Annotated in this window: 6 protein-coding genes and 1 pseudogene; 6 read left to right on the top strand and 1 reads right to left on the bottom strand. The window is 56.4% G+C overall.

Features of this window, described 5'->3' with window-relative positions; translation table 11 throughout:
• Positions 1–141: 141 nt before the first annotated feature.
• The 5 genes and pseudogenes from IB250_RS29030 to IB250_RS09615 form a co-directional block, all read left to right on the top strand.
• A pseudogene (locus tag IB250_RS29030) lies at positions 142–438 on the top strand (DNA/RNA non-specific endonuclease); the annotation flags it as partial.
• Positions 438–764, top strand: a complete 327-nt coding sequence (locus tag IB250_RS09600; protein ID WP_192343925.1) for a hypothetical protein — start codon at positions 438–440, stop codon at positions 762–764. The pseudogene IB250_RS29030 and the gene IB250_RS09600, both read left to right, overlap by 1 nt.
• Positions 765–1,195: 431 nt before the next feature.
• The gene (locus IB250_RS09605) at positions 1,196–2,902 is read left to right on the top strand and encodes a ShlB/FhaC/HecB family hemolysin secretion/activation protein (protein WP_192343926.1); all 1,707 of its coding nucleotides are present in this window, start codon (positions 1,196–1,198) and stop codon (positions 2,900–2,902) included.
• Between the two features lie 25 nt (positions 2,903–2,927).
• Positions 2,928–13,616 carry a hemagglutinin repeat-containing protein gene (locus tag IB250_RS09610; RefSeq protein WP_225603394.1) on the top strand — a complete coding sequence of 3,563 codons (10,689 nt, stop codon included), beginning with the start codon at positions 2,928–2,930 and terminating at the stop codon, positions 13,614–13,616.
• Positions 13,613–14,104, top strand: a complete 492-nt coding sequence (locus IB250_RS09615) for a hypothetical protein (protein ID WP_192343927.1) — start codon at positions 13,613–13,615, stop codon at positions 14,102–14,104. The genes IB250_RS09610 and IB250_RS09615 overlap by 4 nt, the downstream gene beginning before the upstream one ends.
• Before the next feature lie 7 nt (positions 14,105–14,111).
• On the opposite strand, the gene IB250_RS09620 is transcribed toward IB250_RS09615, so the two are convergent.
• On the bottom strand, positions 14,112–14,741 hold the full coding sequence (locus tag IB250_RS09620) for a DUF4291 domain-containing protein (protein ID WP_192343928.1): 630 nt from the start codon (positions 14,739–14,741) through the stop codon (positions 14,112–14,114).
• Positions 14,742–14,901: 160 nt separating this feature from the next.
• Between IB250_RS09620 and IB250_RS09625 the strand changes: the two genes are divergently transcribed.
• Positions 14,902–15,462: a hypothetical protein gene (locus tag IB250_RS09625; protein ID WP_192343929.1), complete on the top strand. Its 561-nt coding sequence runs from the start codon at positions 14,902–14,904 to the stop codon at positions 15,460–15,462.
• Positions 15,463–15,598 lie beyond the last annotated feature (136 nt).

Genomic DNA, 15,598 nt, shown 5'->3' on the forward strand with positions numbered 1-15,598 from the left:
ATTTTCATTCACTTCGCAGCCTGTGCTCGTAACCGTCTACCAATCACATCCATGGAGAAGAGAAAGGGGATGGATTTATTTGGCTGGCTTGATCAGAAAATATATCTGTCCCCTTTTTCCCTTTAGTATCAACAATGTACAACCGGCAAATGTGGTCTGGATAACGATGAGGGTGGCCACCTGCTTGCGAGTGTATTGGACGGACCAGGCGAGAAAATCAATCTTGTTCCTATGGACGGTAATCTTAACAAAGGCACCTGGAAATCGATGGAAAACGCTTGGGTGAAAGCGGTAGATGAAGGTAAGAAGGTCAATGTTAAGATCGAGCCTGTATATGGTGGTAAAGGGGTGCGGCCAGATCGATTCGTGATCAGTTACTCTATCAATAGGGGGCGGCCGGTTACCATCGACTTCAAGAACGCCCCGGGAGGTGTTTGATGGCGCAGGAACAGGATTTATTGCAAGAGATCGGGCAACTGTTGGTTGACGCAGGCCCCGAAAGCGCCAATGTAATTGTCGTAAGGGCTGAGTTGTATCCAGAAGGTGACGCTTGTAGGTACGAATTCGACTATGTCGATAGCAGCGACAAGACTGATTGGTTCAGACCAGCCGCTCGGGCGGTAGGGGATTTGACAGAGCTTTTGGTCAAGTTAAGAAATAGCTCACTTTTAAGTGGAGGGGCTGTTTGGACGAAATGTGAAATAAATTTAGATGTTCTGCGTAATAAGTTGAAGATCAATTACGGATATGACGAGATTGTTTGAAAAGCGGGGACAGACCTGGAGGGATCCCCGCAAATCTACTCCAACGCCTGTGCTTGTCGATGGGGGATAAACGGGGCAGACCAAATTTATTCTGAGAAAGAGGCAGTGCTTCTTCGATTAAACGTGCACTGTCCCAGATTTTCGTCCGGTGAAATTACCGTAGAAAAATTGGCGCGAAAAGGGTGTCCCATCCTGAATAAGATTTACACGTACGCGCAATATAAAACGGGCGACCCAAAGATAGTCCGTTTTTCATTTACCCTATCAGCCCCCCATCGCCGCAATGATCCTGCCTAATAAAAGGCGAGCGAAACACCCCCTACCGTCCGTCAACCCCCACCCCCAAATGGATCCATTCATTGACGCCAGAATAATGGCCATCTAACATCGCGCCACTATTCTGCTATCACTCTCCATTCGAGGGAACGAACATGTACCCACCCGCCCTCGTGGCGAGGTTGTGCCTGGCTTTGCTGTGCCTTTCTCCGCTGAATCTTGCTCACGCCGCCCCCACCCCCGGTGAAACCGATCTGATCCGCGAACGTCAGGATCGCTTGCTCGAAGAGCAGCGTCGGCGTCTCGAAGAGCTCAAGGAGTTACCCGGCAAGGAAGCCAAACCCACACCACCGACGGCCCCGGCCGACGCCCGTTGTTTCCCCATCAAGGACATCGAGCTCAAAGGCGCCGACAGTCTTTCGGACGGCGAAAAAAATCGCCTCCTCAAGCCTTATATCGGTCAGTGCCTGGGCGTCACGCAGCTCAACGAGTTGCTGAAAGTCATCACCGATCACTACATCGAAAAAGGCCTGGTCACGAGCCGGGCCTATTTGCCGCAGCAGGATTTGTCCGGTGGGCATTTGAAGGTGCTGGTGGTCGAGGGCAGGCTCGAAGGATTGAAGGGCGCGGAGGGCAGCAAGCTGTCGGACCGCGAATTGGGTATGGCTTTTCCCGGCAAGAGCGGTGAGCTGGTCAATCTGCGGGAAATCGAGCAGATGGTGGATCAGTTGAACCGCTTGCCGTCGAATCAGGCGCAGATGGAATTGTCGCCGGGCAAGAACGTCGGCGGCAGCGAAGTGCTGGTCAAGAACACGCCACAGAAGCCGTGGCGTGCAGGGTTGTCCCGCAGCAATGACGGCCAGCGCAGCACCGGCGAACAGCAGTGGGGCACGACGTTTGATTGGGACAGCCCGCTGGGCCTGGCTGATCAGTTGATGCTGCGCGGCGGTCACGATGCGATGTCCGATCACCAGCACACCTCCAACAACGCGATGCTCAATTACAGCGTGCCGTGGGGCTGGTGGAATTTCAGTTACACCTACAGCCAGAGCGAATACCGCTCGCAAGCGCAGGCCAACGGTTTCAACTTCAAACAGACCGGCGACAGTGAAAACCATCAGCTGCGCGCCGAGCGGGTGATCCATCGCGATGCCCTGAGCAAGACCTCCCTCAGCACCGGTGTCTCGTACCTGCGCACCAATAATTTCATCGAAGACAGCAAACTCAAGCTGAGCAGCAACCGCATCAGCGAAGCGCAGTTCGGCATTAACCACGGTCGACGGGTCGGCAGCGCCTTCGTCAACCTCGACCTGGGGATGCAGGAAGGCATCGGCATTCTGGACGCCCAGGGCAACGGTGATCCAGGCCCCGGCGAGCCGAATGCGCGTTACCGCAAATACACCGCCACCGCGAGCTATTTGCAGCCGTTCAAAGTGTGGGGCGAGTCCTTCAGTTTCAGCAGCCTGATGACCGGCCAGCGTAGCGAAGACGTGCTGTTCAGCCCGCAACGCACCAGCCTTGGCGGGCAATCGTCGATCCGTGGTTACAAGGATCAATCCTTGTCCGGCGACAGCGGCGGCTACTGGCGCAACGACCTGCGCTGGAGCCGCCCGGTGACCCTGGAATGGCTGCGCCCGGTGTTCGCCGAATACGGCACCAGTCTCGGCTACGACCAGGGCGTGATCCGTGGCGACCGCTACAACGGCGATCAGCACGGGCGCATGTCGAGCAACTCCGTGGAGCTGTTTGCCCGAGGTCAGCACCTGGCCGCCAGCGTGACCTTTGCCCATTCCCTGGAACGCCCGGACACCCTGACCGAGCGTGAAGCGCCGATCTATTTCCGCGTGGATGTCTTCCTCTAAATTCTGCTTTAACGGGATTCAAATCATGGACGTTCGTCAACTGGCCCTTCTGGCTGGTCAGCCTTCTGCTGCCATCAAAAAACGCGAGCACTTCTGGGGCATGCCCAAGCGCGGGTTGGCGTTCCTGTTGGCCAACGTCATGTTCTGGCAGCCGATGTGGGCCCAGGCGGACGGGATTGTGGTGGCCTCGCCGGGCACCAGTCTCGGTCAGGCCGGCAATGGGGTGCCGATCGTCAATATCGCCACGCCCAATGGCACGGGCCTGTCGCATAACCAGTTTCACGATTACAACGTCGGCACCCAAGGCGTGATCCTCAACAACGTCGCCAACCAGACTGGCGCCACGCAACTGGGCGGTATCATCGTTGGCAACCCCAACCTGACCAATCGGGTCGCGGCGCAAACCATCCTCAACGAAGTGGTCGGCGGCAGCCCCAGCCAGTTGCGCGGTTACACCGAAGTGGCGGGGCAGTCGGCCCGGGTGATCGTCGCCAACCCCTACGGCATCAGCTGCAACGGCTGCGGCTTCATCAACACCCCGCGCGTGACCCTGACCACCGGCAAACCGGTGCTAGACAACGGTCGGCTGGATCGCTTCCAGGTCGATCAGGGCAGCGTTGCCATCGACGGCGCCGGGCTGAACGCCAACAACGTCGACCGCTTCGAAATCATCACCCGTAGCGCCAGGATCAACGCCGAGATTCAGGCCAGGAACCTGACCATCGTCGCCGGTCGTAACGACGTCAACGCCGACAGCCTCAACGCCACCGCCCGTGCCGATGACGGCAGCGCCAAACCACAACTGGCCATCGACTCCTCGGCCCTTGGCGGCATGTACGCCGGGGCGATCAAACTGGTGGGCACCGAGGCCGGAGTCGGGGTGAAACTCGACGGCAACCTGGCCGCCAGTGGCGGAGATATCCAGCTCGATGCCAATGGGCATCTCAGCCTCGCGCAGACGTCGGCCACAGGCGCAGTGAACGTCAAAGCCATCAGTCTCGATGCCCAAGGCCCGGTCTACGCCGGCACCGCCGTCAACGTGCAAACCCAAGGCAACCTGACCAACCAGCAAACCCTCGCCGCCCGGGACAACATCACGTTGAGTGCCGGCGGTGTACTGACCAACAACGGCATTATCGAAGCCGGAGTCAACGCTGACACCAGCCGCAACGCCAACGGCGATGTGAGCCTGAGCGCGCAGAACCTCAATAACACCGGCAAGACGGTGGTGGCCAGCCGTACCCTGACGGTCAACACCAGCCAGACTCTGAGCAATCAGGGCGGCACATTGAGCGCCGGGCAAACCGCGAACATCACGGTTGGAACGCTGGACAATCAAAATAACGGGCGGGTGTTGAGCAAGGGCAATCTCAACCTTACGGGCAGTCAGGTGCTCAACGGCCAAGGACTGATTAACAGCAGCGGTAATCTCAACGCCACCCTTGGCCACCTGAACAACCGCAATGGCGAGGTGTCCAGCACGGGCATCACCACGGTTGTGGGCCAGAGTCTGGACAACAGCGATGGCAGCCTTGTCGTTCAGCGCGGGCTGGATATTCGCCTCGACAATGCGTTGAGTAACGTCGAAGGCCTGATCAGCAGCGAAGGCACTCTGACGGTCAACGCGGCCAGCCTAGACAGCACTCGCGGCAGCTTGTCGAGCGCCGGCGCGCTGACGCTGACCACCACGGGAGTGCTGAACAATCAGGACGGTTCGATCACCACCGACAGCGGCCTGACCCTCAAAAGCCAAAGCCTGAACAACCGCCAGAGCGGCCTGATCAGCGGCAAAAACGCGACCACCGTCACCACGGGTACGTTCGACAACACTCAGGGCGGGCAATTGATCGGCGGCGATACGCTCGATTTGACCGCGACCCAAGTCAGCAACGGTGTTGCCAGCCGAATCGCCAGCGACAAGGCCCTGACCGCCAGTGTCACCGGTTTCGATCAGCAGGGCGGTCAGCTGTTCAGCAAAACGTCCCTGAGCCTGGACCTGAATCAGGGCCAACTGAACAACCAGAACGGGCTGATCAACGCACCGTTGCTGATGTTGAAAAACCTCAAGGACGTCAACAACGGCGGCGAAATTTCCAGCGCCGAGGCCTTCACACTGGCCGCGCAGAACCTGGACAACAGCAACGGCAAATTGCTGAGCAATCAGAACCTGACCCTGCGCATCGATCAGGCGCTGACTAACCTCAAAGGCCTGATCAACGCCACCACCGGCCTGACAATCAACAGCAGCGGCCTGAATAACCAGAACGGTTCTTTGCTGGGCAGCGCCATTGCCATCGACTTCGGGGCGGCCACCGGGGACCTGAACAACAGCGGCGGTCTGATCACCACCGCAGGCTTGCTGAGCCTCCAGCACCTGCGCGACCTGAACAACCAGAACGGCGAAATCTCCAGCAGCCAAAGCCTCGACCTCACGGCCCGCGCCCTGGATAACAGCGGCGGCAAGCTGATCAGCAGCAACCTGCTGACGGTCAACGCCGACACGGTACTCAACCAGGGCGGCCTGATCTCCGGCTGGCAAGGCCTGAGCCTCACCAGCAACAGCCTGGACAACCGCAACAAAGGCACGCTGTCGAGTCACGACGCCGATGTGGTCGTCAGCGTCAGCGGTGCGATTCTCAACAGTGGCGAAGGTGCGCTGGTCAGCCAGAAAATCCTGAGCGTCAACGCGGCCAGCCTGGACAACAGCAACGGCGGCATTCTCTCCAGCGCCGGCGCCCAGACCTTGACCCTCAGTGGTCTGCTGAACAACGCCCAAGGCGGTTTGATCGACAGCGGCGCAACCCTGGCCATGCAGGCCATGACGCTGGGCAATGCCGGCGGCACGGTCAACGCAAAACAGGACCTCAGTTTCACCGGCACCATACTGGATAACACCGGCGGCAATCTGATCGGCAACGCTGCCGTGACCCTGGACCTGCTCGGCATCCTGACCAACACCAAAGGCAAGCTGGCCAGCGCCGGCCCGCTACTGGTGCAGCGTGCCACGCAAATCAATAACCAGGGTGGCCAGCTCACCAGCGAAGGCTTGATGACCCTGCTCACCAGTGGCCTGGACAACCGCAATCTCGGCACCATCGCGGCCAAGGATCTACTGACCATCACCTCGGACGGTACGCTGCAAAACAGCGCCGCCGGCCAGATCTACAGCCAGAAGGGCGACCTGCAAATCCAGGCCGCCAGCCTCGCCAACGCCAAGGGCACCCTGCAAAGCCAAGGGGCTTTGAACCTCACGGTCAGTGGCGATATCGACAACCAGAGCGGCCGCATCGTCGCCACGGACGGTGACCTGACCATCAAGGCCACCAACCTCGACAACCGCGGCGGCGTGCTCGCCAGCCTGCAAGCCGCGTTCACGGCCAACCTGAGCGGTGTGCTGAAAAATGGCTATGACCTGAACAACAACCGCCGCAGCGGCGTCACCCAGGCCCAGCGCCTGAACCTGACCGCTCTGGGCGGCATCGACAACTACGGCGGGCGTATCGCTGCGCAAAGCGGCGACGCGATCATCGTCACGGGCAACTTCGACAACCGCAACGGCGGCCTCTACGCCAAAGGCAAGGTCAACGTCACCGGCCACAACTTTGACAACAGTGGCGACAATGACGGCCAGATCGCCGGTCAACAGATCGACCTCAATCTCAGCGGCGCCCTGAACAATCGACTGGGCATCATCGAGAGCGACACTACCCTGGCGATCAAGGCCGCCAGCCTCGACAACCAGACCGGCCAACTGCGCGCCCTCGGTACCAATGGCAAAACCAGCTTCCAGATCGGTGGCCTGTTCGACAACCGCAACGGCACCCTGGAAAGCGCCAACACCGACCTGTCCATGGCGGTGGGCAGTTTCCTCAACGGCGGCGGCAGTTTGTTGCACGTGGGCAACGGCACCTTCGACATTTCCACCGCCAACGTCACCGGCGCCGGCGGCAGCATCGTCACCCGTGGCGGCCTGACCCTCAACGCCGACAGCTGGACCAACAGCAACGTCATCCAGGCCGGGCGTCTGAAGGTCAACGTCAACAGTTTCACCCAGACGGCGAGCGGTCAGTTGCTGGCCTCGGAGAGCCTCGTCGGTACCGGTGTCAACTGGTTCAACGAGGGATTGATTGCCAGTGACGGCAGCCTGCAGCTCAACCTCAGTGGTGCCTATACCGGTGCAGGTCGAGTCACCAGCCTGGGGAGTCTTTCGCTCAGCGCGGCCAGTCTGAATCTGGCCGAAGCCGGCCGAATTGCCGGCGGCGGGCCCACAGATATCAGTGCCTCCGGCCCGATCATCAACTATGGGCGGATCACGTCAAATGACGATCTGCTGCTCAATACGGCATCCCTCAGCAACTACGGCACCGTGGGAAGTGCACAAGACCTTACGGTTAACGCCTCGCAATTGCTCAATCAGCGGGGCCTGATTTTCAGCGGCGCGGACATGCAGCTGCGTAGCAATACGCTGACGAACAACTATGGCGACATTTACAGTCTGGGTGATTTGACCGTCTCCCGGAACGCGGCGGGCGAGCGGGCCGACGCTATCGAAAACATCTCCGGCAGCCTGGAAAGCGCCGGTGACATGCGCTTGCTGGCAACTTCAATCAGCAACCGCAGGGACGTGCTGACCTTCGCGGAGCAACGGGTGAATGGCACTATCACCCACAGCTGTAGCCATTGCTCGGACGAGTGGAACGTCTGGTACTACGTCACTGAAGTGTATGAGCGCACGGTCGATAAAGACTCGCCGTCGGCCTTCCTGACCTCCGGAGGCAATCTCGATGTCACGGGATCGAGCTTTCTCAATCAATACAGCTCGGTGTCGGCTGCCAACAACATCAACATCACGGTCGATACCTTCAAGAATGAAGGGGTGAACCTGGAGACCATTACCTATCGCAGTCACTACAGAAATCCGGCCGACCAGGAGCCGGGAAGCATCTACCTGGGGTTGATCGATCCGGGCGGTGCGGTCAACGAGTACAACAAGTACAGCGCCAAATACGTGCCGTTATACCGGCGGGCCAATGGCGGTTACTTCTACCAACAGGAGAGCGGATTAAGCACCGAACTCAACCCTGATTACGATCCGTCGAAAAACCTGCCGGTGCCTGAAGCGGTCACCAAATATGGGGTTTTCTCGGCCACGCAAACCGCCAGCACCGGTAAAAGCATCAACGCCGTTATTCAGTCCGGTGGCAGTACGACCATCACCGCTTCGACTTCTTTCAACAACAGCGTGCAAACGGTCAACGCGCCCATTGTCACCAGCGACAGCAAGGTGGACGCCACCGGCACCCAACGCGCGACCACTCCATTCATCGTCCACCTCAACAGCCAACTCCCACCGGACCTGGCCCAACAACGGGTCGATCCCCTGACACTGCCGGGCTTCGTGTTGCCGCAAGGTACAAACGGCCTGTTCCGCCTCAGCACGCAAGGCACGGCTTCTGGCGCCGCCAACAACGGTCCGCAAAGCTGGACCCTGGGCGGTGCCAGCATCAGCCCGACCCAGCGGCAGCAAACGGTACCCGCCACCAGCGCCGTCACGATCAACCGTGTGCAAGGCCTGCCGAACAATGCCGGCAAATCCCAGCCGCACAAATACCTGATCGAAACCAACCCGGTACTCACCGACCTCAAGCAGTTCATGAGCTCGGACTACCTGCTGTCGAACCTCGGTTACGACCCGGACACCAGCGCCAAACGACTGGGCGATGGCCTCTACGAACAACGCCTGATCCAGCAAGCGGTAGTGGCCCGCACCGGCCAACGCTTCATCGGTGGCCAGACCTCCGACGAGGGCTTGTTCAAATACCTGATGAACAACGCCGTCGCCAGTAAACAGGCACTCAACCTGTCGCTCGGCGTCAGCCTGACCTCCGAACAGGTCGCAGCCCTGACCCATGACATTGTCTGGATGGAAACTGCCGAGGTGAACGGCGAGCAAGTGCTGGTGCCGGTGCTCTACCTGGCCCAGGCCAACAACCGTTTAGCACCCAACGGGGCGTTGATTGCCGGCAACGACATCACCCTGATCGCCGGCAAGGACCTGAACAACGCCGGCACCTTGCGCGCCTCCAACAACCTGTCGGCCACCGCCGCCAACGACCTGGTCAACAGCGGCCTGGTGGAAGCCGGCAACCGCCTCGACCTGAAAGCCAGCAACAACCTAGTCAACAAGGCGGGCGGCATCATCGCCGGCCGTGACGTCACGCTCACCGCCACCCGGGGCGACGTGATCAATGAACGCACCGTCAGCAGCTACGACGACCAGAACGGCCAATGGTCCTGGTCCCAGGGCTTTGCCGACAGCGCGGCACGGATCGAAGCGGCCAACAGCCTGACCATCAATGCCGGGCGCGACTTCAACACCATTGGCAGCGTGGTCAACAGCCGGGGTGAGCTGACGATTAAAGCGGGCCGGGACGTGAACATCGTGTCGGCGCAAAAGAGCAACAGCATCACCGATGGCCGGGATCATAACGATGCGTCGGTGACGCAGCTTGGCGCGCAGGTCTCCGCGGGTCGCGACCTGACCATTGACGCCGGCCGCGACCTGAGCGCCATTGCCAGTCAGATCGATGCCCAAGGCGACATCGCCATGGCTGCCGCAAACAATCTGACCCTGGCCTCGGCGGCGGATGAACAGCACTCGTACGAAAAAACCAGGAAGGCCGCCAGGCAGGAAGACCATGTCAGGCAGGTATCTACGACCGTTAATGCGGGAGGCAGCGTTGCCCTCAATGCGGGCAAGGATCTGGATCTGATTGCCAGCCGAGTGAGTGCGGGGGATGAGGCCTATTTGTTTGCGGCCAATAACCTGACGCTGCAGAGCGCAGAAGACAGCGATTACAGCTTCTACAGCAAAACCAAGAAAAGCTCCTCGGGCAAGAAGAGTCGACTCGACGAGGTGGCCAGTACCACCAATATCGCCAGCGCAGTGACCTCCGGCGGTAACACCACCCTGCTGGCCGGTAACGACATGCTGATCAAAGGCAGCGAGATCGCAGCCGATAAAGGCGGAGTGCAACTGGTAGCTGGCAACGACATCCAGATCGTTGCTGCCACAGACTCGAACAGCGCCCGCCATGAAAGCAGCTCCAGTAAAAGCAGCTGGGGTGGCTTGAAGTCGAGCAAGGTCAAGGATCAGGTTTCCGAGACGCAAACCACTGCTGTCGGTAGTGTGATCTCGGGTAATACCGTGGATGTGGTGGCCAATCGCGACGTCACAATCACCGGCTCATCGTTGGTAAGCACACAGGATCTGACTGTGCAGGCGGGTCGTGACGTCACCATCAACGCAGCGGAAAACACCTTTACCCGCAATGAACTTCATAAGGAAAAGAACCGCGACCTGACCGGCGTACTGACAGCCAACAACCTGGGCGTCGATGACATCATCGGTAACCAGCACCTGTCGATCAGCAGTCAGAATCACACCGGCCAATCGTCTCAGACTACGTTGACCGGTAGCACCATCGGCTCCAGCGAGGGCAATGTCAGTCTCACCAGCGGTCGTGAACTGAGTGTGACTGCCAGCGATTTGATCAGTACCAAGAATATGAGCCTGATCGGTTCCAAGGTGACTATCGCTGCCGGCATGGAAAGCGCGAGCCAGAGCAGCACTGATAAATCCAGCAGCTTGGCGGTCGGTCGGGTCATTGGCGGCATGATCGTTGATACGGTCAATACGATTCGCAGTTCAGTTGAAGCGGCCAAAAACGCAGATGACCCACGACTTAAAGCGGTCAAGTTGGCTCAAGCAGCCATGGCATTCAACGATCTGGGAGGAATGGGCGGTGACGCCGAAGGCGCAGGCGCGGACTATGGGAAAAAGCAGGGTACTGCCAGCAATGGATCTCTGATCAAGATTGGCACCGAACTGGCGAACACCCACAGCAAAAGCACTAGTGAATACACCAGTCAGAGTGCCAAGCAAAGTACGATCAACGCTGGCAAAGGCTTATTGATTCTTGCGGATGGCAGTGCCCCGGGAACAGTCGGTGATATTCATGTCATCGGCAGCAGTTTGAAAGCCACCGACACCGTGTTGCTGGCAAAAAACAACATCATACTGGAAAGCGCGCAGAACGCTGCCGACTGGGCTAACAACAGCAGCAATAACAAAACTGCCATCGGCGCCAGCTTCAACTTGGGTGCGCAGAACGGATTTACCCTTGACCTTGGAGCGTCCATTGCCAAGAGCATGGGAACCGGTAGCTCGGTTACTCAGGTAAACACTACTCTGGATACCGGCTCTCTCTCCTTGCACAGTGGGAATGACACGACCCTAGCAGGTGCGCAAGTTCGGGCCGACAGCATCAAGGCGTTGATCGAGGGTAACCTCAACATCACCTCGCGTCAGGACACCGAGACCCAGAAGAACAAACAGGGCAGTGCCGGTTTCGGTGGCAGCATCTGTATTCCGCCGTTCTGCTACGGCGCACCGGTGACCGCATCCGCAAGCTTGGCCGCTGGCAACATGAACAGCGACTATAAGGCAGTGACAGACCAGAGTGGTTTGTTTGCTGGCAAGAATGGTTACGATATCACCGTCGGTAAAAACACGACCTTGCAAGGCGCGGTCATTGCCAGTGAGGCATCAGCCGACAAGAACCTGCTCAGCACTGATCGCCTGATCGTTAGTGACATCAAAAATATCAGCGAAATCAGTGCCCAATCGGCGGGGGTCTCGGCCTCTTATGGCGGCAGTGCCGGCTCAAGTGTGGGTGGTAGCGTTCCACTCTCGTTGAGCGATTCGGATCACAGCAGCACCCGCAGTGCTGTCAGCGAAGGCACCATCATCGTGCGCAACGCCGAGGGTGCGAATGATCTGGTTGGTCTGAATCGCGATACCGCAAACGCCAATCAGACGCTGGATAAGCCTGATGAAAAAGCGATCCAGGAACGGATCGATCTTATTCAAAGCACGGTTTCGCTGTCGAAAGACATCATCGGCAAAGTAGCCAATGCCCAGCAGCAAGCCGCCAGCGACAGAGCCAAGTCAGCGAGCAGTGACAAAGAGCGCCAAGCAGCGATTGATGACTACAACAGCTGGGGTGTGGGTGGTGATAAACGCTTCATGGCAGATATCGCCGCAGGCGTGATTGCCGCAGGCTTGGGTAGTGTAGGAGGTGCCACAGCGGTAGGTCTGGTTGCCAATACCACAGCGGCAGATACCTACAAAAAAATCGGTGATTACGCCGATCAACAGCTAGCAGATGCAACGCGAAGCAAAGACAAAACCCTGCAAGCGGCATGGGCTGAAGGAGGCTCTGCTCGCATCTTGTTGCACAGTTTGGCAGGAGCCTTACAAGGCTTGTCCAGTGGCATGGCGGTAAATGGTGCCATTAGTGCAGGCGCGTCGGCGGCGATTATGCCGGCATTGGATGAAGTGCTGAAAAACTTCGGAATTGGCCTGGAAAGTCGAGATGCGTTCGACACTTTGATTGCAGCAGGACTAGGGGCTGCTGCGGGTGGCGGTAGTTCGATTGCGCAGATGGGTGGGGCTACCACTGCTGGCAACATCGAAAAATACAATCGTCAATTCCACCCAACAGAAGCAAGGCTTATCGAACAGGAAGCGCCAAAACTTGCGACCCAACTTGGCATCTCTGTGGCTGAAGCTGAGCAACGCATGGCTCGTGCATTCGCCTTTTATACGGATGCTCAGTGGCAAAAAACGATTGGCGGCGCCGACAGCCAGTTCGATGCGGCCACGCTAGAGCACCTCGGCATTGCTCTCTCGCCGCTGGCGGGTCGTTATGACACCGTTGTGTCAGTACTCGAGAATGGGAATAAGGCTTATACCGTCGATGAAACGCTGAGTTTGATAAAAAACTACAATGTGGTTCATTCAGCTGACTTTAAAAACTATGATATCAACATCGGCTATCTCGGCGATCCCGACGGGTTCGATACAAATAGCCTTGTTGACTTCTACAACCTGAATCTGGATTTTAGTGGAAAAAAAGCCGGGGTCTTTGATCCTGTTACGGGAACGGTGGCGGGTGGCGCTTTAAGTGTCTGGACTGGCTTGCGATCAATGGCATCTATGGGCAATGAGCTTCTGTCCGGCCATGCGTTAAATGCTGCAAATAGTCTTCTAGATCCGTTTGTCGATCCAGATGCGTCAATGGTTTCCAATTGGTTGGCCACCTACAGCGGCCAAAATTTTGTCTTCGGGCTACAAAACAACAGCTATCAGAAGGCCTTGCAGACGGGACAGAATGTTGCTGATCTTGCTACGCTTATAATACCGGGGGCGGGAGAGGCTGCAGGATTCGGGAAAATAACTAAAACTTCTGTGTTGGGTGGGAAGCTTGTAGATGAGGAGATTTTCTTTCGTGCTATGAGTCCGGAACATTATGATACGTTGTTAGAGACAGGGAAGGTGTCGGCAACAGGGGAAACATTTATTTCACCTACACAGGGTTTTTCTTCAACATATACAGGTGTTCTAGTGCAATTTAATTTGTGGCCAGGTGCTCTTGATGCGCTTTCCGGACTAGGAGTCCGTGATGCCTCTAAAGCGGTTAAAAATGCATATCCAGACATGCCGCCAATGTCTTCACTGCCTGAAGGTTGGTCTTTTACCAATGTATATTTCAAAAAGGAAAGGGACCAAATTAACATCGGTCTAGGTAAAGGGTCGGGGTTGGATGTTTTTAATTATTATATAAAGTCATTTTCGGAGATTAAGCGATGAACCATGAGCAGCAAAAATTGGTGTTTGATCTTATGTTTAAAAGAATTTCAAAGGAAAAGTTTATTGAATTGTTTTTCGTGGGAAGGGACATCCCGGAAGATTACGTATGCCAGGAGCTAAAGGCTGCGCTTGCAATTAAAGATGCTGATAGCGTGGAATGTTTGCTGATTGTTGGTTTTATATTTGGCTTTTCGAGGGAGTGTCCAGATGTTTTGAGCCGGCTGTTAGTTGAAGATTGGCATGTTTGCCATGAAGATATTGCCAGTGCACTTCAGTCGCTTAAATATCCTGGTGCTGTTGATTATTTGTTTGAGGCTGCCCTGGCTGATTACCCGTATATAGGTTCTGAATATTCTTTAGGTGTTAAATGCATACACGCGCTACATGATGTGGGTACAGATAGCGCTAAGGAAAAACTGCGAATTTTGGCACAGGCAGAAAATCCTGTTCTGTCCGAGCTTGCAGGCCGACTACTAGCATCTATGTAATGGATTTTTAGTTAAAGTTTGGTTTGGAATATATTATGTTGTTTGTTGTTGGGTGGTATGTTTTTTCGAGCGGAAGCATTTTTCGTGCTTTTTCGATTTTGTTGTCAAGGACCAAGTCGTGAATATTGTGCGCCAATGATGTTATATCAGTTATGTTCTGTATCCATTCATTGACGTAAAGCTCTACGGCTTGCCTGCTTAGGCCTATCTGAATCGCGCGGTGTGTTTGCGGTTGTAGGTACAAGTCTCGTTCTGGATCCCACTGTATGCGGACTGGTGTATTTTCCTTCACATTGAGCCATTCCTCTTTGCTCATTAATTCGTCGGGATGGCTGGGGCAGCTATGGGCTAATGCCCACTCGAAGCCTTCTCGTGAAATATCGATTGCCAATATTCGGGACTGCCCCGCCTCCTTCAGACCCCAGCCGGCTCGGTACATCATCCATAGAAATGATGGCTTTATCCATGTCATCCGCTCCATCTTGAACGGCGGTGACGCGAAGGTACCAAGGGTCAGCGCTGCATCGGCGATAGCATCCGAATAAGCCTGGTAGACGCGAATTGTCTTATCGTCGTACAAGCCGCGAATCTGGCGGAGAGGTGTAATTTGAGAGGCGAACCCCAACTGATTTTGCATGCTCGTACTCAACATCTAATGAAAATAAAGGATTGACTATGTCTTGGGGTATTTTTGACTCAAGGGACGGATTTTTTTTTGTATCTCGACTTTCTTGGCGCATTGCGTCTTGAGACAAGTTTTCCCATCAGCCAAAAATCCCGTAAAAGGACATTCATACGTGAACAAAATCTCACTATTGCTACTAACCCTGATTCTGGCATTACCAGGCTGCCATTCCAACGTCAGAGACTCTTCCCCTAGCCTACTGAAAGACGGTGTCCAGCTGCACCAGAACAAGGTGACAGTCGATGCGCAGCACGCCAAGGTCATCATGAAAGCCTCAGGTAACACTTCTCCGGTAGAGTTCGCAATCAGGCGCGCAGCGGATCCTGACCAGCGTATGGAGGTGCTTGGAACCGTGGTGGATTCAGGCCAGGGGAAGGTGTTCGGCTGGATCGCCAAACTTAACGAAGTGGCCAACAGCGCGACTGTTAAACGCTTCCCACAGCTGGAAGTACAGGCCGATACCGATCAGCCGTTCCAGGTGTCGGGTTATTCAAAGGGTGGGGGAGTCGGGAATACTTACAGCTGCGGTCCGCTCAAAACCACTTTCACGCCGGAAAGAAGCAAGGTCTATTTGGTGGAGTTCCAGTTTGTTGGTAGCCGCTGTGAGCAACATGTCTACGATGTTACCCAGCCTGAGCAGCGCATTCCCGTGACGAGCACACCTTCAGCGTAAGGGGCAGATTTAATTATTTGTTTTTGGCTGAGGTAAGCAAGTACAGATCACGTTTTTTCTGAGGGTGGGGTAGTACTCCTTCGATTTCTTTCTGGCCTGGATGGGCGAAACACTGCCGGCCAGCACCCACGTCGTC

It is taken from the genome of Pseudomonas sp. PDM09 (assembly GCF_014852305.1).
GTDB lineage: Bacteria > Pseudomonadota > Gammaproteobacteria > Pseudomonadales > Pseudomonadaceae > Aquipseudomonas.

Excerpts from the sequence above, each read along its gene's own strand:
- IB250_RS09600 (WP_192343925.1), top strand. The coding sequence starts at position 438 with ATGGCGCAGGAACAGGATTTATTGCAAGAGATCGGGCAACTGTTGGTT.
- IB250_RS09605 (WP_192343926.1), top strand. The coding sequence starts at position 1,196 with ATGTACCCACCCGCCCTCGTGGCGAGGTTGTGCCTGGCTTTGCTGTGC.
- IB250_RS09610 (WP_225603394.1), top strand. The coding sequence starts at position 2,928 with ATGGACGTTCGTCAACTGGCCCTTCTGGCTGGTCAGCCTTCTGCTGCC.
- IB250_RS09615 (WP_192343927.1), top strand. The coding sequence starts at position 13,613 with ATGAACCATGAGCAGCAAAAATTGGTGTTTGATCTTATGTTTAAAAGA.
- IB250_RS09620 (WP_192343928.1), bottom strand. The coding sequence starts at position 14,741 with ATGCAAAATCAGTTGGGGTTCGCCTCTCAAATTACACCTCTCCGCCAG.